Source organism: Pseudomonas sp. SIMBA_041 (genome assembly GCF_046535095.1).
In the GTDB taxonomy this organism is placed as follows: domain Bacteria; phylum Pseudomonadota; class Gammaproteobacteria; order Pseudomonadales; family Pseudomonadaceae; genus Aquipseudomonas; species Aquipseudomonas mucoides.
In genome coordinates this window covers 329,557-347,781 of record NZ_JAWRXJ010000003.1, presented here as the reverse complement: position 1 = coordinate 347,781, position 18,225 = coordinate 329,557, and the positions used below count along the sequence as shown (strand labels likewise).

The 18,225-nt window shown below is 53.2% G+C and carries 12 protein-coding genes; 9 read left to right on the top strand and 3 right to left on the bottom strand.

All coding sequences use genetic code 11. The annotated features are described in order from the left end of the window. Positions 1–130: 130 nt before the first annotated feature. Positions 131–823, top strand: coding sequence for an ImmA/IrrE family metallo-endopeptidase (locus tag SB725_RS08640; protein WP_410921582.1), 693 nt, complete (start codon positions 131–133; stop codon positions 821–823). Between the two features lie 121 nt (positions 824–944). Here SB725_RS08640 and SB725_RS08635 read toward each other — a convergent pair whose 3' ends face one another. Further along, on the bottom strand, positions 945–2,240 hold the full coding sequence (locus SB725_RS08635; RefSeq protein ID WP_410921581.1) for an ImmA/IrrE family metallo-endopeptidase: 1,296 nt from the start codon (positions 2,238–2,240) through the stop codon (positions 945–947). 792 nt (positions 2,241–3,032) lie between these two features. Here SB725_RS08635 and SB725_RS08630 point away from each other — a divergent pair. Further along, complete coding sequence (locus tag SB725_RS08630) at positions 3,033–3,566, top strand: hypothetical protein (RefSeq protein ID WP_053269063.1); 534 nt, start codon at positions 3,033–3,035, stop codon at positions 3,564–3,566. A 90-nt stretch (positions 3,567–3,656) separates the two neighbouring features. Further along, positions 3,657–5,372 (top strand): reverse transcriptase domain-containing protein, encoded by a 1,716-nt coding sequence (locus SB725_RS08625; RefSeq protein ID WP_410921580.1) that lies wholly within the window; start codon positions 3,657–3,659, stop codon positions 5,370–5,372. A 95-nt stretch (positions 5,373–5,467) separates the two neighbouring features. On the opposite strand, the gene SB725_RS08620 is transcribed toward SB725_RS08625, so the two are convergent. Continuing rightward, positions 5,468–9,922, bottom strand: coding sequence for a PIN domain-containing protein (locus SB725_RS08620; protein WP_410921579.1), 4,455 nt, complete (start codon positions 9,920–9,922; stop codon positions 5,468–5,470). A gap of 638 nt (positions 9,923–10,560) precedes the next feature. Here SB725_RS08620 and SB725_RS08615 point away from each other — a divergent pair. The 6 genes from SB725_RS08615 to SB725_RS08590 all read left to right on the top strand — a co-directional run bounded on the left by SB725_RS08615 (position 10,561) and on the right by SB725_RS08590 (position 17,485). Then, on the top strand, positions 10,561–10,893 hold the full coding sequence (locus SB725_RS08615; protein ID WP_410921578.1) for a hypothetical protein: 333 nt from the start codon (positions 10,561–10,563) through the stop codon (positions 10,891–10,893). Further along, positions 10,883–11,152 (top strand): hypothetical protein, encoded by a 270-nt coding sequence (locus tag SB725_RS08610; protein ID WP_410921577.1) that lies wholly within the window; start codon positions 10,883–10,885, stop codon positions 11,150–11,152. Before SB725_RS08615 ends, SB725_RS08610 begins: the two co-directional genes overlap by 11 nt. Positions 11,153–12,200: 1,048 nt before the next feature. Next, complete coding sequence (locus SB725_RS08605) at positions 12,201–13,454, top strand: tyrosine-type recombinase/integrase (protein ID WP_410921576.1); 1,254 nt, start codon at positions 12,201–12,203, stop codon at positions 13,452–13,454. An 11-nt stretch (positions 13,455–13,465) separates the two neighbouring features. Beyond that, positions 13,466–14,986, top strand: a complete 1,521-nt coding sequence (locus SB725_RS08600; RefSeq protein ID WP_410921575.1) for a site-specific recombinase — start codon at positions 13,466–13,468, stop codon at positions 14,984–14,986. Next, positions 14,973–17,081, top strand: a complete 2,109-nt coding sequence (locus SB725_RS08595) for a hypothetical protein (RefSeq protein WP_410921574.1) — start codon at positions 14,973–14,975, stop codon at positions 17,079–17,081. Before SB725_RS08600 ends, SB725_RS08595 begins: the two co-directional genes overlap by 14 nt. 8 nt (positions 17,082–17,089) lie before the next feature. Continuing rightward, positions 17,090–17,485 (top strand): hypothetical protein, encoded by a 396-nt coding sequence (locus SB725_RS08590; RefSeq protein ID WP_410921573.1) that lies wholly within the window; start codon positions 17,090–17,092, stop codon positions 17,483–17,485. Between the two features lie 96 nt (positions 17,486–17,581). On the opposite strand, the gene SB725_RS08585 is transcribed toward SB725_RS08590, so the two are convergent. Next, on the bottom strand, positions 17,582–17,851 hold the full coding sequence (locus SB725_RS08585; RefSeq protein WP_410921572.1) for a helix-turn-helix domain-containing protein: 270 nt from the start codon (positions 17,849–17,851) through the stop codon (positions 17,582–17,584). Between the last annotated feature and the right edge of the window lie 374 nt (positions 17,852–18,225).

Here is an 18,225-nt window from a genome sequence, read left to right as displayed (position 1 = left end):
CGAAGCGGCTGACTCGAGTAAAGCAAACTAGCAGCAGTGTGCCGAGCACCACCAGCGCATGTTCGACGGACTTGAAAACCCTACATATTGGGTTATTATCAAGCCATGACCACTACATGCGGTGATTTGCATGGACATGCCAAGTATCGAACAAGAAGCATCCGAGCTGCTGCGCATGCTCTGGCGCGACCGATATCACCTGTGGGGCGATCAAGATATCACCCCGCTTCAGGCGCGTGATCCGAGGAAGGCGGCGCTAGCTTACGGCTTTGAATATCGGGAACTTCCGAATCTAGGTGATCCCAAATTCATCCGAGGCGGCTCCGGCCCCAAGATTGCGGGCCTGATTGATCGCCAAGCGAACCGCATTGCCATCTCCCAAGAATTCTCTTCCACGGTAAAACTGTTCACGGGTGCTCATGAGATCGGCCACCTCGCCCTACATAAAGGTGAGGTTATGCATAGGGATCGGGCGTTAGATGGCCGTCCAGTCGGCGGGCTTCGAAACCCTGAAGAAAGGGAGGCTGATTTCTTTGCGGCTTGTTTTTTGATGCCTGCGAAGCTGGTCGCTGACCGTTTCAGGCGTCTATTCCTATGTGGAGACCAGCTTCACTTTAACGATACCGTCGCATATCACCTAGATGCGCATAACATCGAAGGTTTGTTGTATGCCTCGTCAGACTCCTTGGAACGAGAGCTGGCACTGGCGCGGTGCCAACGCTTCAATAACCTCAACGTCGTATCGCTTGCTACGCAGTTTGGAGTATCCGATTCGGCAATGGCGTTACGACTCAAGGAGCTTGGTTTAGTACGCTGGCCGTAGCTTGGGGCCTGAAGTAGGCGCTAGGTATCGATCGGAGTGCAAAAAGAGTGGCGGGGCGATAAAGAACTGTACGCTCAGGAACCGCCCGACCATGCGTCATAAACTCCCCGTGAGATGCAGATCAATCTTGCCGACCAACCTCGACCAGCAGTTCCAAAGCCCTCATGCGCAATCGGATCGCTGTCTTCGAAACGTTAAAATATTCGCTCAGAGAATTGCACACAGCATGAAACTGGATGACGTTGTCCCTCTGACTGTCTAAGTACAGATGCCCGTGACCGCGATTTCGGATGCCAAGATGCTGTAGTAACAACCCAAACGCAGCCTGAAAGTCCTCTTTAGGCATCAAGAGACATGAAGCAAACGTATTTGCTTGCCACTCCAACCGCTCGACTTCCCCTTTAGGGATGGTGATGAGCTGGCTCTGGTCAATGTCCTGCGCTCGGATGGCTTCTCGTGTCATGTAGCGTTTATGACCTAGAAAGTGATGCCCCAACTCATGGGCGAGTGTGAATCGGGCCAAGTGGGATTGGCTATCTGCCCCGAAGATTTTGATCTCAAGCGGGTTGAACGTGATACTGCCAAGGGCTGAGCCCGAGTCCTCAATGAAGCTCACAGACAGTCCACTGACATCAGCTTCCCTGGACACTAACTTAGTAAGATCGACCTCCCCCCGGATGTATGAAATGGATTTCAAAGCCTGCTGCGCCAAGCGATCTATTCTGTCCCGCGAAAGGAACGCGACCCTGGGTGTTTCGATAAGCGTGGGTTGACGAATCAGACTCAGATCGTTCTCTTCAAAAGCACTCTCAAGGTCGAGGCCTTTCCAGATGCCTTCCCAACCATCCGTAAAACCGGCAGGAGTTACGGCATAGGCGCTATAAACGGTAGGCCGAAAATCCGTTTGGGTTAGGGCGTATTCGATCTCTGCGCGTTTACGGGCCTTAGCGCTACGCGCCCCGGTTAATAGGGCGCGAGGAAGCTCCCATCGAAACTCAGATTGATCGAAGTAACGCAAGACACCGAAGCCTCGGTTCCGAGCAATGTTGAACGTGCCGGACTGAAACGCACTGGCGGACGCAAAAACACCCTTGGCATTGAAGCCGGCCACTTGGCTTATCTTTGAACCAAATTCTTCGATGTCCCCCACGGGCACTTTGCCGCTGTAGTTCTTACATTCGATGAGCACAAGCAACGATGGGGTTTCGAAACCAGGCAGGAACACTTCGACAGAAATGTCAAAAATGATGAAGTCTTCTCGGTCACGCGAGTAGTAACCCTTCTTCCTGAAAATTTTGCAGCACTCAGGTCGGAACGCATAGAAGCGACCATCATTGATCTCACGAGAGAGGAACTCAAAGACCTGCTCCTCGAATCGGTCGCCCTTGGCGTAGGTGCTGAGCGCTTCAATTTCCATATGTAGGGCGGACTCCTTGGTATCGGGTCAGAATGTCAGTCGTGCGTGAATAGATGATGCTCGAGAAACGTATTATCACCGGACATGCTGCCTGTCAGGTCGTAAGTATGATGGTCGTTTTTCCTACCTTGATGTCAATGACCATGAGGTAAGCGAGAGGCCCTCAGCCCGCTGGGCAAAGAAGCGCTCTCAGACAGCCCGTACCGCAGGTCGAGCCTATTGGCAGACCTCAAGCTAAGCGACGAATCGGGGGCTGCGACAAAGTATCGGTTACATGAACTGCAACTGTTTGCCCAGCGCTTGGAGTGCTCGTTCGAGCCCGATGTGATGACGATGGCATCCCACTCATTCCAAGCGCTATACGACGGCTTGATGGGTATTCCTGCTCGTCGGCATGGTGATCCTCTATCCACCGGGACAGACCGGAAAGCTGCGGGCCAGGCGGCGAATCTCCTTTGGGCACAAAGCGGCGCAGAGCCCCTGGCACGATTTAGAACCGAAAAGGGCACCAACCCTGTAGCCGATCCACAAGAGTTTCTTGATCGGTCGAGGGCCTCAGGCCACAGCGATCGGGTGTGGCGGTTCCTGAAGAGGCTTGCCGAGCGGAGCGGGGGAGACGGCAATGATGCGTATCAGTATTGGGCAGGAGAGGTAGTCAGGCAGCATCGCATCGAGTAGCTTGCCGCATCGTGGCTCAAATCGACAGGCCATTGGGCGCGTACGATAGCTCCTCATGTGATGGATTTACGAGGCCACTCGAATTTCACGTTCGATTCTAAAAGGAATTTATTTATGGCTGTTCCCGCCGAGTTTAACGCCGCACAGTGGTTCTCCGATAACACCGCGGGCGGCTCGCGACTTACCCCTGAGACTCAGCATTCCATCGCTGACTTCACCACCATGTGGAATTTCTTCGAGGGTAATCTGTGCCGCAATGAGGGTAATATCGCTGCCTTCGAACGCGTTGCAGATCTGTATCGACCGAGCGCTGAGCAGCATCAGGGGGTTTGTGGTTGCGTGGCCTTCTGGCGGTCTCGCTATACGGATGAAGAGGGCATACTGCCCAGATTCGACAGATTGGAGTTTCGCGCTAGAGATCGCAGGGTGTTGGTAGAAAGTGTTCTATTGGGGCAGAACGATGAACCGCATGATGTGCTACTGGCAACGCTCATCATTATCTACAGGCTGCGAAACAACCTCTTCCATGGGCTCAAGTCGCTCGACACACTCAATGATCAAGTTGAAAATCTCAGGACAGCCACGTACTGCTTGTCCATTGTTCTGACCGCAACACCTTCACATCTCGTCAGACCTCAATACGCTTAATCCGGCTTTGGCGGCACGGTACTGCGGTGGCAGTGTGCTGCGTACGCCAAGAACAAATCATCAGCCTCAAATACAGAGCGAATTAGCGTTATGCAGCTGCAGGATCTGCTTGCTAAAGGATATTTCCCAATTCAGCTACCGGTGGGATTCGGCACGAAGCGACTCGCCGACAGCATTGAGCAGATCAAGGCTGTATGGGACGGAGCGCCGGGTAAACAGGCCGGCGCTTCTCAGTCAGAGAAATTCTCGGTCGCGAGATCCTCCTACAGCAGGCGCACAACCTCGATCCCTAATCCTGTCAGTTTCTATGCATTGGCTAAGGAGATCTGTGAGTACTGGCCTCAGATCCAGGCGCATTACGATAAAAGCGAAATCTCTCGCAGCATACCCGGCACCGACGGTAGTCTCAGAGCGATCGAGCTGACGAAGTTCAGCGACTTGTATGAGGAGCGCGTATGCCAATCTGCAGGGGCCCGTTACGCGCTGATTACCGACATATCGAGCTATTTCCCCACTGTGTACACGCACACCATCCCGTGGGCACTGCACACCAAGCCGGTTGCCAAGGCGAACAAGACCAGAAAAACTCCTGAATTTTTTGGCAATATCCTAGATGGCCGTTGCATGGGGACACAGGATGGCCAAACCATTGGCTTGCCTATTGGCCCCGACACCTCCCACATCATCGCGGAAATCATCGGGGTGTCGATTGATGAGGCCATCTGCGCAGAATTGGGTGGGTGGCCGAAGGGGTTTCGCTACGTCGACGACTTCACTTTCTTCTTCAACAAACGTGAGGAAGCTGAGAGGGCGCTGGCAATCATCATCAAATGCGTCAGTGCTTACGAGCTCCAGATCAACGCCTCCAAGACGAAGATCGTCGAAGTGCGAGAGCTCGTCCAGGAATCCTGGAAATACAGCCTTAAAAAACTGACCGTCTCAGCGAAAAAGCGTCAGCAGAAAGACGATATTCACCACTATTTCGAAATGCTGTTCTCACTTGAATCAAGGTTCAAGGACGAGAGCCTAGTCAAATATGGTCTGAAGCAGCTGTCCTCATCCATCGTTAAAAAGTCCAACTGGGCGATCGCCGAAGCGTACTTTCTCAAATGTGGGTATGGATTTCCCAACACGTTGCAGGTAATTACCCAAATCCTCGCGACCTACCATCGCTATGGTTATCCATTGAATATGAACGCGCTGGGCGCTTTCAGCCGAAATCTGTTGGAGTCGGCTGCCGCCGCGAATCACCACAGTGAGACTGCCTGGCTCCTTTGGCTGTGCAAGGAGCTCAGCATCCATCTTGACGCCCCTTTGATCCTTCAGGTGCTTCAGATGGAGAGCTCCGTATGTTCGCTCATCGCTCTGGATCTCATTCATTCAGATTTAGTCGACGGTGAGGTAGATCTTGCGGCTTTAGCGGGTCTACCGCTCACAGATCAGGCACTCAAAGGGAACAACTGGTTACTGGCTTACGAAGGAGGTCGCCGGCTGTGGCTCGGAAATCCAGATATCGCTTTCATAGAAGCCGACCCCTGCTTCGCAGCACTGCTAAATGCTGACGTTAGCTTTTATGACCAGGAAGCCAGGCTGCCGGCTATATTCCAAGTCAAGATCGAAGTAGCGGAGGCTATTGATTTCGACTCGGATGACGAGATCGACAGTGATTTCGAGTTTGACAGTATGGATGAGGAATACTTCGATTCGGCTGTAACGGATACTGATGAGGAAGACGAGGAGCAGGGCGCGGCAGGAGCCGGTAAAGGAAATCTAGCTGTAGATCCTGAAGCACCAGATGATTGGTGAGTCTTGCATAGACGGAAATTGTGAACTGGGTTCCGTGGCTAATGCTGGTCTAGTGCATCCAATGCCTGGCTTGTACATGCTCGCCTATACGAATGCTAATCCACTTTCCTGCTTTCCTCGGTATGACCGCTCTCAAACGATGCTGGTGCAGGATTTTGGGCCTCTAGCCGAATAGAAGCCAGTGGTGAGGGCACCGCGACCGCCCAGAAAGGGACTGCATAAGCGAAGGAAACCTTCGCTTCCAGTGTCACCGGCTTGTTAGGTCGCTCTGCGCGCTGCATCGCAACATGTAGTCTCTGCCGTATGGCTTTCCGGGCCACGGAATTGATTTCCACACCAGCTAACGTGAGCAGGAGCCGTGTGTACGCCAACCGATGAAAATCGTCAGGGCAGCTTGGGTGGCGGAACATCGGTTCAAAGCAATACTCGATCAGCTGCAGCATCACACCTAGATTACAGCGCACTTGCAGGAACATCAGACAGACAAAATCGGCTATGACGGGCACAGCAGTATCAAATGTTAGGTTCGGCTCGGCCAAGTAACTTCGCAACCGGTTGATCCCTATGTTTGCAAACGTCTCACCCTGATCCATCATGGCTATAAGGTCTGCAGCTTGGATCGAGACGAAGCTGCGCCTGGTCATCACCATTTGAACAATTGCCCGGGAGTACTCGGCACGCACCAAACGCCCTAAGATCAGCTCATTCGTCAGTAGCATTTGAGGAGATGCTCCTTTGATCTCCAGGCACCCTGCTATAGCTCGGAGGCGGGCGTCTAACGACAGTAGGCCACCGCCGTATTCCAGGCAAACAAGTAGGGCTGCGTAATCTCCGTCACCCAGGATGTCTTTGAACGTATGCATCTGTGCCGGTAGTAAGAATGGGCCGTACGCCGGTACCACCCCACAATATTCATCGATAGCCGCGCAGATTGAGACTAGAAAAGCACGTTCCCGATGCCAATTATCCTCAGTCTGCTCCTGTATACCGAGTTGCCCATCGTGCGAGAAGAGTGTCCCTCCCTTGCGAAATCGCGATGACGACTCGATCTTCGTTTCGATCGCCTGCTTGGTGGCAGTAGCTACATACAGCCTTGGGATGTGCTCCAATGCATCGAGCATTCCCAACGTCGCAAGCTCAACCAACATTGAGAGATCGACAACCCACGGGAGATCGCGGGCAGCGTCGACGGGGAATGCATCGTGGGTATGGCCCACGCCCATCGAGACCTCCAACAGTGGCCCCTCATCGGGCCAGCCCCTCACGAGGTCGATCACATCCACACCGAGCATCCGCGCGATCAGTTCAAGCGTGGCCATGTGCTGGCCGTAGAGTCCAATTGTGTTCAGACCCTGCGCTTTTCTTCGTTCAACTTGCTCGATGAAGAAGGAGATATCCAGCTCGCCATCCTCACGTGTGGGGATGGTCATGGCGACTAAGCTTTTGCTCGGAACGACTGCGCTTGAGACCTGCCCATATGAGAGGTCGAGCAGACGCCGGTGAATGGTCACTATCTGCTTAACCTTGAGCGTCTGCTCTCCGATCAAACTACGGATAGATGTGGTTTCGCCAACTTTGAGACCAATAAGCGCGACAGCCTGCGCGGAATCCGCAGCGATAAACTCCGCGGTCGGCGAGAGAGGTGGGTCAATGTCAAAATCTATTGAAACGTAACCGCTGCCGCCGTTGCTGTCTTCGAGTTCGACTGACGTACCACAAGCGCCCTCAACTGGGTTGGTGAGGAAAGAGTCCACCGTGCCGGATGCCATGACCATGAGTGAAATGTGACCGGCCGCGGCCTCAAGATTGCCCGAGTTCACTCGCATGGTGCGGTAAATGCGGGCGATGCCTCGATCATGCATCCCCCGACTGATCTCTGCGTTAGCAAGTTTCAATTGATCCTGAGCGGAGCCTTCGAGAAAGACAGGAAGCGTGGCTATGCACGCGTCCATCTGCTCAGGGTTTATGTTGGCTAGAACCTGGATCAGCAACAACCATGCACTGGCATCAAGAGGACTCTCAGAAACGATCATCTCTGCGATTTCACGCATCCTGGGCCAATCACCGGCGTTACCATAAACGTTCAAAGCCACGTTTCGGACATCCGCGGACTGGCGCCATTCCCCAGGAAGCGACTCCAGCAGATCTCGAACCTTCGCGCGCTGATCAGTTAGGGCGTAGGCGTGAAGAAGATCAACGTGCAATGGAGTGAACGAGTCGCGAGGAAGCACGCGTTCGAGCATCGCGATAGCATCATCGTGACGCCGTGCATGGAGCATCCACTGCGATGCCATGGATAGCTCCAGCAAATCGCTGCTTTGCGGCGCCAGTTCAGCCACACGATTCTCGAACGCCTGGCGCACTGCTTCGTTTTCGATATAGGCCCGAGCAGCGAAAACCCCATCGGTAATATTGCTGTTCTGGGGAGTGACACCTAGCAGCGAAAGCTCTTGCTGAACTGCATCATTGCGTTGCTGACGCAGCAATAATTCCCAGTGCATGTGGCGGAGTATCCGCAGCACTTTCGCCGACTCCTCCGTGACAGGCCGCTGCACCTGTACACCGTAGGCAGACTCGAGCATTGGCTCTCTACCCGCAACCAAGCATGCTTGGCCGAAGATCACCAGTGCGTCATCAGGAAGCTGGTCAAGGCGATCGGAGAAGCGATCAACCGCTTCACCTTCACGATTCAAATCACAAAGGGCCTCAAGCTCCACTCGGGCAGATGTCTCATGCTCTGGGACGCCGCGCTGTCTTCCCTGCTCGATCATGTCCAGCGCCTGACCCGGCTGCCCCAATAGCAGATACGCATAGGCGAGGTGAAACACGACGTCAGTCTTCGTCCTGGGACTTTGCTCGGCCCATAGCATAGCCTCACGATCCTCAAACTTGGACATGGCATCCATGATGAGCTCGCGTCGATCCTGAGGCTGGGATCGCGTATTCACGTGGAACGGGTTATCTGTGGCGAGTCGCAGGGCAAAGCGCAGATAGTTTTCAACGATGAAAATGGAGCTGTCAGGCTGCTCCAACGCTGTCTTGATAGCGTTGACGGCACCAAGATCGTCCCCGGCGCCAGCCCTGGAACTGGCCACCATCTGCCAGGCACCGGATTTATCGCGAAAGGCTTCGGGGATCTCGTCTTCAGTTAGCTCTTCTCTATTGAGAACTCTTGCGTTGGTGTAAGCGATCCAGACCGAATACGACTCCGGAAAGCGAGCCTGTGCCGCCTGGCCAACCTGGAGAGCAGCCTGCACATCATTTTTGAGCATGTGAGCCCGGACATGACCCGCAGCGATACGATCATCATGGGTATAGAGGTTTGCGGCTGCCTCAAGATCTGTCGAGGCGATCTCATCGTCCCCAAGATGCCAGAAGCACATCCCACGAAGGAAATACCAACGGGCCTTCTGGTGAATATCAAACGTGCCCAGCTCGTCCTCGAGGAGTTCCAGCTGAGTCAAGGCATCCTTGTATCGGCGATCGTTGTGCAGCGTGCTGATGCGGTCGAGCTGGCGCGTAGCAAATGTAGTTTCCGACCCTTGGATTGCGATGGGGAGGTCATCAGTCAGCAGTGTGCTGCCGGAAGCGCGGCCAACGGAGAGGAGGGGAGCGAGATATTCCGCCAGCGGGGTAAGCTCTGACGCGCGCTCATGACTGACAGGCATCGTACCCATTTGGTAGGCCCGCACGCTCTCGCGTATCAGCTTGGCCGTATGAAATTCCTTGGCAAGCTCACCCAGATGGGCTAAAGCGGAAGAGAGATCGATTTCTCCGGCCGTGCCATTGAGCTCAGCACACACCGATAACAACTGCGACCACACTGCGCCGCTGTCCCGGCTAGGTAATGCCTGGGCGATAAATTGCTTTTGGTATCCGACTTCCTGAGTGCGATCCGAGTCCAGGTCGTGCGGGACGAACTTCAGGTGGAGCGCGAACTGGCGCAGGTCTTCGTCGTTAACCGTGGCCTCATTGTATTGCTCAGCTGCAGCCTTGATGGCCGCGTAAGCCGTCCGGTTCCGAGCGTTACTCAGACCCTCTGAATGCACTCGGGTATACCAGTTTTCATGCGATAGAGATGCCAAGGCCAGCCTGACTACCTCCACGGCACCTTCCATGTATGACGAGCTGGACACGTGATAAACGATGAGATTGTCATCCAGCCCACGCTGGAAGGTCGGCTTACTGAAGTCTAGCCACGCAAGGCCCACTGCTTCAGTAAAAACATCGTTTGCAGTCGCCTTGAGCGATCGCTTCATCTGCATTCTGATGGTTGCTTTCTGCCCGGTGCTCAGCGATGCAGCATGGACAACCAAGTCGTCAGTGTTGTGGTCAAATCCTCGACCTTGGAACAGCAACCTTACGATGACAAATCCTTCGCGCAGCCCAGCACATGGGATGCCTAGGCACATAGCGAGTAGTCGCACCGCCTGTACGCGTTGCTCAAATGCGCCGCCACGCCCGCCCGTTGAAATAGGGCTCGCGACCTTTTTCTGCTGGGGTTTCGGGTTGGGAGCTTTTTCTCCCCTTGCCTTTGAAGGCCTTGCCATACCTGGCTCGCACAACTGAGATACCGCCCATCTTATCGATCATTCAACGCTATGCGTAGCCTTGATTTAGCCAGAGTTTGCGCGGCGCGGAGATTCGAACTACGCAGCTCTTGGCCGGTCACCGTCCAAGGTCAGCACAGGTAGCAGGGATTCAGTCGAGGATTGTAGAGGATTAGAAACTGGGGCAGGGCGATGATGTACCAGACCGGCGTCACCCTGACTCCTTCCTCTGACTACCACCAACGGGGCATGATCAGGCAAAAGGAGCGCGCAGGCGAGAGGATCGAAGCCCACCGGGTAGAGACGGCGGTGCTAGCCGATGGCTAAGCTTACGACAGCCGACCCAAAGTGGTTGGCACATTTATCACATAAATTGCCGGATCTGTTCAGTACCTAGGCTGCGCAAAGCGGCGCTCTATGTCAATTTATGCTAAATATTGTAGAGAGGCCTAGCAGTGCCTTAGTTGCCATCCTGCCGGCTATCGGCCACGCCTATGCGTATTAGGCATAGTACCGCCACGAAGCATCAGGGGGGCACTTGAACCTTTACACGATCGGTAAATATCGGTTTTTTGATCAGACAAACGGTCAAACTTAGTCAGCTAAAATGCAACAGACCGGCAGGTGGAGGCCAGTTCATGAATGCCCCGAACCGCTTTGAAGCGATCCGCCTCGCTCAGCAGCGTATAAGTGAGCTGGAGCAGGAAATAAGCGTCCTTCAGAAAGGTGAGAGCACCACGCCTGACTTTGATTTCTCGGAAAAGCTCTCCAAGCTGATGAAGAAATACAAGCTCAGTTCGGAGGAGGTCATTGCTCTCCTGCTGGTCAGAGGGGATCTGGATCAACGAGCCTTGAGCCTTGAGACCGTGTTGAAGCTTCGTTACATCCTAGGTCTCAACGATGTGGAGGCTTCCCACAGCTCGGAAAAGCCTTTTCGGGTGAGAGGCTGGGTGAATGTCAATGTCGAGTAAGCGCAACAAAGCCCTGCATGGGCTTGTGAAAGAGGGCTTTTTTGATGTTGAAAGCGTGGCGCGCTTGTTCGATATCAATAATGTAATTGGTAAAGAATACGCAGACGCGTGTGCAGAACTGGCAGAACCCAGGGTTGCAAGTATGGTGCGTTTCTTGGCTGATCTGGACAGCTTGGCGAAGCAGCATGGTGCCTCGCCGAGGGAAATCATAGTGTTACTAGATCCTGAGTATTTTCAACGAAAGGGCAACTCTGTATAGGAGGAGGCGGTCACTTTCCGAAATCACTCAGAATTAACTGAACTAAATATTCATTTAGTTGAGTTAGGGTCGGAGTTACATCAGAAAGAAGGGTAGTTTTGTATTTGTTGCATTGAAGTGCAACGCGCAAAGGTCGGTTGCCCTGGATTTCGAAGTCGGCGATTCTCGGTTACCAAACCGAGCAGGATCGAGTTAGACCGGGTTCGCAACTTGGCTGGAACATGATCAGATCGGTAAAGTATCAGGATTTTCGGATATCTGGCAGGTTGAGGTGACAGATTTGCGCTTCGCCAGGCTGGCCGGTAAGCCGGAGATCAAACATAGGTTATGGTTTAAGGCTTCATGGCTATCCTTTATGAAGCAGCTGTCACTGTGCGCTTGATCAAATTCGTGCCTGATGGGAGCGTCGGTTCGTGGGATAAAAGTGATGCCATCGGCCCTAAATTGCTTCCAAATGCAATGAGGTGGGTATTTCTTCCAATTAGACGATTGAGACCCTTCGTCAGAAATCCGAGCGCTAACTGCAGATCGTGTCTTAATCAAGAAGCGAACGGGGATATTCGTTGCCTATGACTCACGGTTCGCTGCGCTCTTAAGGCTCTATCTAGACCGCTTGATACCGTCATCGCAATCTGAGGGCGCTTGAACAGATGCCGAGTTTCAGGCAAACCGCACCAGGAAGCAATTTCGTACCAATGGCATCAGTGGACAGAATCGCGAAACGGGTCTACAGGACGGAAGTGCAATTCGACCAATAAAATGGATCGTAATAGGTGCTAAATGCCGCTTAGGTGAGTTTACTTCCGAAATTAGGGTCGGAATGGCTTCCGCGGACTGTGAATTGAGGGCTGCGAAATCTGCGTGCAACCGGGCTGATCCTGAAATACGTTGTTACGTGTAATGTATATTATGTTAAACGACAGGTCATGTCATAAATGTTCATGAGCTGCCTAAGCCACTGATTCGACAAACCTGCATCTGGCGTCCACGCTCTCAACGGGCCATGTACTTCTTGTTCATGGCGAGTCCTTGAATGAGGTGGCTGCCGATGAAGCTGATTCAGTGCCGTTACTCTTCTGGTCAGCGTGTACCGCTGCTCGTGCAGACCGGAGATGCGGCGCCATTGCCCATGCTTGCCCCGTTCATCTACGTTCAACTCAAGTTAAGGTACCGCGCTTACAACACTGCTGCGGCACATCTGCGCGCGATCCAGGCTTTCTATACCTATGCCAAAACACGAGATCTGGATATCGATGAGGCCATCTTGGCCTGCCACTTTGATGCGATTTTGGCTTTGCTGGATGGTTACGCCATCTGGCTCCAAAGCGGCCGTCACGCCGATAATCTGATCGCCCGAATCGGCACAGCTGCGATGGCACCTGTTCCGCATATCGATCCGCGTACTCGTGACCAGTACCTACGATTGCTGAAGCAATACTTGTCCTGGTGTGTCACACGTTACATCCCGCGTGCTCGTCAAAACTCAACCTCCCTAGCAAACATCGAGGTTGCATTTGCAGATGTTGCCGACGTCATTGAACGGCGCTTTGAGAGCCATATCATCAATGCTCAGCCGGACCGCACTCGTTATCGAAGCCTGACAGATACTCAACTCCAGATCATTCGCACGCTGATTCGCCCGGGTACTACGGAGAATCCGTTTCCAGAACGATTGCAGTTGCGCAATTGGCTAATGATTGAATTGCTGTTGGAGACCGGTATCCGTCGCGGTGAGCTTCTGAAGCTCTACACCACGGATATCAATCAGGGTTCACAGCATGCCTATGTCAGCGTCAATGATCGAGAACATGACCCAGGTGACCCGCGCGCTGAAGAGCCTGCGCTGAAAACGCACGGACGGACCGTAGGTATCTCCGCACAGTTGTATGAGGTCTATGAGCGCTATATCCAGAGCGAACGGCGCCCACTGCGTGACGGAAAACCGATGAAATTGCTGTACCGCTATCTGTTCATATCTGACAGAGGTCGCCCGCTGTCGATTCGCGCGTTGTCTAACGTCCTTGATCGGCTGTTTTCGACCATTGAACTGGCTCATCCGGGGTTGTTGCCTACACTTTCCGCGCATGACTTTCGCCACACCTTTGCCGACCGCTTTTTGGCTTACCTGGTCGAGAAGCGTGGGCATGACCTGGAGCGGGCCACGGACGAACTCCGACGAGTCTGCGGTTGGTCTGAGACCTCAACGATGCCACGCCGTTATGCAAGTCGTTATCTAGCCGAGTCGGCCAACCTCCACAATGCCCAGCGTGCCTCGGCAGCCTGGAGCCGATTTGACAGTTAAGGAGGTTCGCTGTGACTAAATCAGTTGGCCAAGATCATGCTTCACCCTCCTCCTCTTTTGCGGGTTATTTGTTCCAAGGGCCGGCTCAGGTTGCTATTCGAACACGTACCAATGATCAGCCACGATACGTCGATACCCGGCTAAAGGTGTGGACGTGGTACGACGGTGGACTCGCAATGAAAATCGATTGGGCTGCACTCCAATTGAATTCGGAGCTAATCGAAATAGGCAAAGGCTTTATGGCCTATGCACTTGAGAAATATGCGCCTCGAACCGCGGTAATGTTCGCAGATACCCTACGCTTTTTATCTAGTACAAATCTCGCGACCGGACTTCCTTGGGACACCCATCAACTGGTCACTGCTCTCGAAGAAATCAAAAAAACGAGGACAGTACTTATAGGATTTCGAAGGCTTTACCGTTGGGCAATGGATAGAGGAATCAATGGCTTCGATCCAATCACCTACTTAAAAATCAAGGATGTGAAATCAGATCGGGTTGACCCGTATGCGCGAATTTTTCTCTCGCAGTCTGGTTTAGACCTTGATGAGGAAGTTCGATTGCTCAAACGCATTGAACGAGAGGTTTCATCTAACTCTTGGGAGGAAGCCCAGTTTAATATAGTGCTTCACTTAGGGTTCGAACTCGCACCACGCTCGATTCAATTCCACTCGCTTGATATCGCGGATTTTGAGTTCATTGAAAGCGCTGATCATGAGAGGTATTACACACTGTGGCTACCCATGGCCAAAAAGGTCGGACAACGCAGACCTGAGCGACGGCCCCGCAAAGTTACCTCCCGACTGGGTGAAAAAATCTCACGCCATATCTCGGAAATTCAACGCCAATTTGGCAGCGACTGCGGCCCCTTATTTGTAAATCCTAACGGAAGGCGCCTATCGGTAACCGAAATAGGTATGGGCCTTAAACAGGAGCTGCGTGAAGCAGGAATAGACAAGCCGAACCAGGTAACTATGTTGCTGCGTCATCACCTCGGGCAAGGTTTGGCGGATCAGGGAACTCCGGCAACCATGATTGCCGAACTGCTCGGCCACAACAGCACGGTTGCGGCGCGTGCTTATGTTACGGCAACCCCCAACATTGCCCGGATTAAAGAGAAAGCACTCGGTAAGAGCCCCTCCTATCAGCGCATCATGCGCAGTTTATTAACCGGGGAAATCGTTCAGCGTCGAAATACAGTCGCAGAAAGAGCCATCCGCGGCGTCATCGATACGCAGTACATCGGGGACATCGGTGCCTGTGCCCTGCCAGTTCATACGCACTGCCCCTACAATCCCGTGTATGCCTGCTACACCTGCAAGAAGTTTCATCCCTTTGCTGACGGCCGCCATGAGCAGGTGAAAGAAGCGTTGCAACTAGAAGCCCAACGGTTCATTGATATGGCAGAACAAGCCGGTGACCTCATTCACAACCGGCCCCTCGCGCAGCATCAGACAACCATCCTGGCGGTAAGCGCTACCATCGAGCGCTGCCGGCAGTACACGGAGGATGCCGCAGATGACGCTGTCTAGGGCAAGGCAGAGCCTCGAGGGCTTTATTACACAGGAGCAAGCGATTTTTCAGTCGTTGCCAATTTCAACATCGTGGGCGTCATCGGTGTGGGACGTCGGAAGTTGGTTACCACAACGGGATAACCAACATGCTCTTACCTTCGAAACGCATCGGCAAGCCCTCGAGAAGACAGGCTATCCCGCCCCGCCTAAGGGGCCACTCCCCGTCACTTTCCAAGATTTTAGCAAGGCCTTGATTGTGTATCTGCAACGCACCCGAAACCTGAAGTTTTCGATGGCGGCTGCATACAATATTGCCGTCCGCCGGCTTTACAATCCCTTGTTTGAACGCGGCGTATCCGACCCCACACTGTTGACGCGAGTCGATTTCGACCGCGTCGTAGGATTTCTCCGCGACAGTGGCTACAAGAATCTCTACGACGCGATCTCTCATCTTCAAGTAGTTGCGGATACGATTGATAATCTGCAATTAACCGAGACCGCCATCCACTTTGAGCATGATGCAAAGCCAGAAAAGCGTCGTCACGATTATATTTCATTGCACGATCCTGATCGTGCGGTAAAACAACGTAAATCTGATGACCGGTTACCTTCTCGCGAGGCGATGGAGGCCTACGCCTTATGTTCGAACAACCCGCTTAATGAGGGCGAAGAAATCTTACTGCGCGTGATTGATTTACTGATCGCGACTGGGCAAAGGGGCAATGAGGTAGCAGTAATTCCCTATGATTGCTGGGTCGAGAGACCGATCAAAGGGGTGATAGGTGAGGTGGTTGTAGATGCCAATGGCAGGCCTCTGGTCGAATGCGGGATCAGGTACTTTGCGGAAAAGCAATTTCAATCCCGTGTTCATTGGTTAGCAGAAAGCGACGTTCCTTTAGCCAGGCGCGCAGTCGAACGATTGAAGGTGCTGACGCAAGAGCAGCGAGAAATCGCTAGGTGGCAAGAGGCCCATCCAGGCCGTCTCTGGGATTACTCTCCGCAGACGGCAATGTCAGAGGTTGAAGTTCTGCGTTGGCTCGGGTTTAGCCAGAACCGAGACACCGCTAGGAATCTGTATGTGTACTTTTTACGAAATAAAATTCATCCCTGCAACCAGACCAAGGATGGAGCGAAGGCGATCAAGCGCAGATACTTGGCCGGTGATATTGAGCGTTTTCTCGTTCCCAAACTTCGCGGTCATGCAGCGCTTACTGAAAATGTTGGAGGTAAGCTCTGTGTTGTCCTAAAAACCAGCGAAACATTAGCCATCGCGTTTGATGGTCAATTCCGCCTCGGTGGGCGGGAAGCAAATGTGTTTCGGGCAATCCCGCGTCGGGTAACCCTCGTGGATATCAATCGCGCGTTGGGTAATGATGAAAAGTATCCGTCAATTTTTTCGCGTCGGTCATTGACCGAGTCTGATGGAGCTCCGATTCGGCTAACAAGCCACCAACCTCGACACTGGCGGAACACGATTTACCATCTGACCGGCATGAGTGACGTTCAGCAAGCGTTGGCCCTGGGGCGAAAGCGCCTCGACCAGAATGTCTATTACCAGCACACAAGTATTGAAGAAAACACTGCTGACCATCAGGAGTTCTTGGCGTTCAATAGTCATCACGAGCGTATCGACTTTCTACATAGTGGTATAAGAGATAAGCGCATTCAGGGCGCCTTGACCGACAGTTACCATGCCTTGCTGTCAGATAAAGGCACGACCACAGCAGAAGCATTCCTTACCGTACACGCCACGGCGCTGCATGTGACCCCCTTTGGAGGTTGCATTCACGATTTCTCCCAAGCGCCCTGCCCTAAGCATCTTCAGTGCTGGAATGGCTGCTCGCATCTCCATCTGATGGGCACGCCATCGGAACGGACCAACCTTGAGAAACAAGCCGAGAATCTTACGATCGCAATTACTATCATGCGAGATGCCGGTGCCGGAGAGGCAGGCAGCGATCTATGGCTGGCGGACCAGGAGGACAAACTCAACAATTTAAAATCCGTCCTCGCACGCGACACCAATGCAGGTGTGCAACGCGTGTTTCCAAATGGGCATCCAATGACGGTTGCGGACACGGCCAAACGACACAGTTCGGTTTCAGACGATTAGAGGCGACCATGGCGCAACGACAGATCTTGAGGGGCGGCACGTTGGACGAGGCGATCGACGCCCTCCTCGCCCAAATGGTTAGCTTGGGATTGGAGCTCGCGCCTATTTCACGCCCCGAAGTGCAGCGTAGATTGGGCCTGACGAGCCGCGCGACCTTAGTGGGAGATCGTGGTCGGCGGATCGAGTCCGCCCGTATCGCACAACTGAAGGAAAGCGGAAGAGATCCAGACGGTGCCCGCCGGCGAAGAAGCCTTGAAGAGCGTATTGCTAATCTACAGGCGGAAAATGCCGCCCTGATTACACAGCGCGATAGGCTGTATGAAGCGCTGTCCGTAATTGCGCATAACTGCCTATTGAAAGGGGTGGACGTAGAAGGCGTACTGGAGCCGTTGCGAAAGCAGTGAGCGGATCATCACTCACCTGCGGCTCACTCACGTCGAAGCCCATAGTATGGTAGTCCGGTCTGGTGTAAGTCCAAAATCCCGCGCGAGAGGCGCAAACTACTTGAGATCGCTGCGTATCTGCTCAAGCAGATCCTCCAGCTTAACGGCTGGGTCTTTCTCAAGGTAACAAGCGACGATGACGGATACCGGATGCACTCCAATTGTACCTGCTAGCTCGTCGATCTTTTCTAGGGTCGCGCCTTTGATACCTCTCTCCAGCGAGCTCATGAACGTGCGGCTGCTGACTAAAGCAAAATCCTCCTGGGTTAAGCCTCTGCTGGTACGCAAGGCGCGAAGCGCTAACCCGAAGGCTTGTTTTAACTCCATTTGCTTCACTCGCAAATGGAAAGATGAAGCCTTTTCGCACACTATAGGGCTACAATCTATAGTGTTCATTAGGGTTTTTTTATGTTCAGAACCTATCGGCGAGACGCAATGATCCTGTCGTCACAGTTGGAACCGGATCTCCAGTTGTGGTCGTGCGTGGAGCAGATTATCCCCCTGCCATGGTTTTATCTCACAGTCCTCAAATCCGGTGGAGATTCCTCGTCGCGACACATGCTCATGATTTCTGACGTCCTGACGTTGGAGGAGCTGAGCTTGGTCGGGTCATCGAGCGTGGTAATTGAGTCAATTCTCCTAGCCACGCCTCCTGCCATGAACGGCAAAGAAAGATGGCTAATGGAGCCGCTCATGGAGAT

What these genes read in the sequence shown, in the direction of transcription:
- SB725_RS08640 (WP_410921582.1), top strand. Translation starts at nt 131, where the DNA reads ATGGACATGCCAAGTATCGAACAAGAAGCATCCGAGCTGCTGCGCATG.
- SB725_RS08635 (WP_410921581.1), bottom strand. Translation starts at nt 2,240, where the DNA reads ATGGAAATTGAAGCGCTCAGCACCTACGCCAAGGGCGACCGATTCGAG.
- SB725_RS08630 (WP_053269063.1), top strand. Translation starts at nt 3,033, where the DNA reads ATGGCTGTTCCCGCCGAGTTTAACGCCGCACAGTGGTTCTCCGATAAC.
- SB725_RS08625 (WP_410921580.1), top strand. Translation starts at nt 3,657, where the DNA reads ATGCAGCTGCAGGATCTGCTTGCTAAAGGATATTTCCCAATTCAGCTA.
- SB725_RS08620 (WP_410921579.1), bottom strand. Translation starts at nt 9,922, where the DNA reads ATGGCAAGGCCTTCAAAGGCAAGGGGAGAAAAAGCTCCCAACCCGAAA.
- SB725_RS08615 (WP_410921578.1), top strand. Translation starts at nt 10,561, where the DNA reads ATGAATGCCCCGAACCGCTTTGAAGCGATCCGCCTCGCTCAGCAGCGT.
- SB725_RS08610 (WP_410921577.1), top strand. Translation starts at nt 10,883, where the DNA reads ATGTCGAGTAAGCGCAACAAAGCCCTGCATGGGCTTGTGAAAGAGGGC.
- SB725_RS08605 (WP_410921576.1), top strand. Translation starts at nt 12,201, where the DNA reads ATGAAGCTGATTCAGTGCCGTTACTCTTCTGGTCAGCGTGTACCGCTG.
- SB725_RS08595 (WP_410921574.1), top strand. Translation starts at nt 14,973, where the DNA reads ATGACGCTGTCTAGGGCAAGGCAGAGCCTCGAGGGCTTTATTACACAG.
- SB725_RS08590 (WP_410921573.1), top strand. Translation starts at nt 17,090, where the DNA reads ATGGCGCAACGACAGATCTTGAGGGGCGGCACGTTGGACGAGGCGATC.
- SB725_RS08585 (WP_410921572.1), bottom strand. Translation starts at nt 17,851, where the DNA reads ATGGAGTTAAAACAAGCCTTCGGGTTAGCGCTTCGCGCCTTGCGTACC.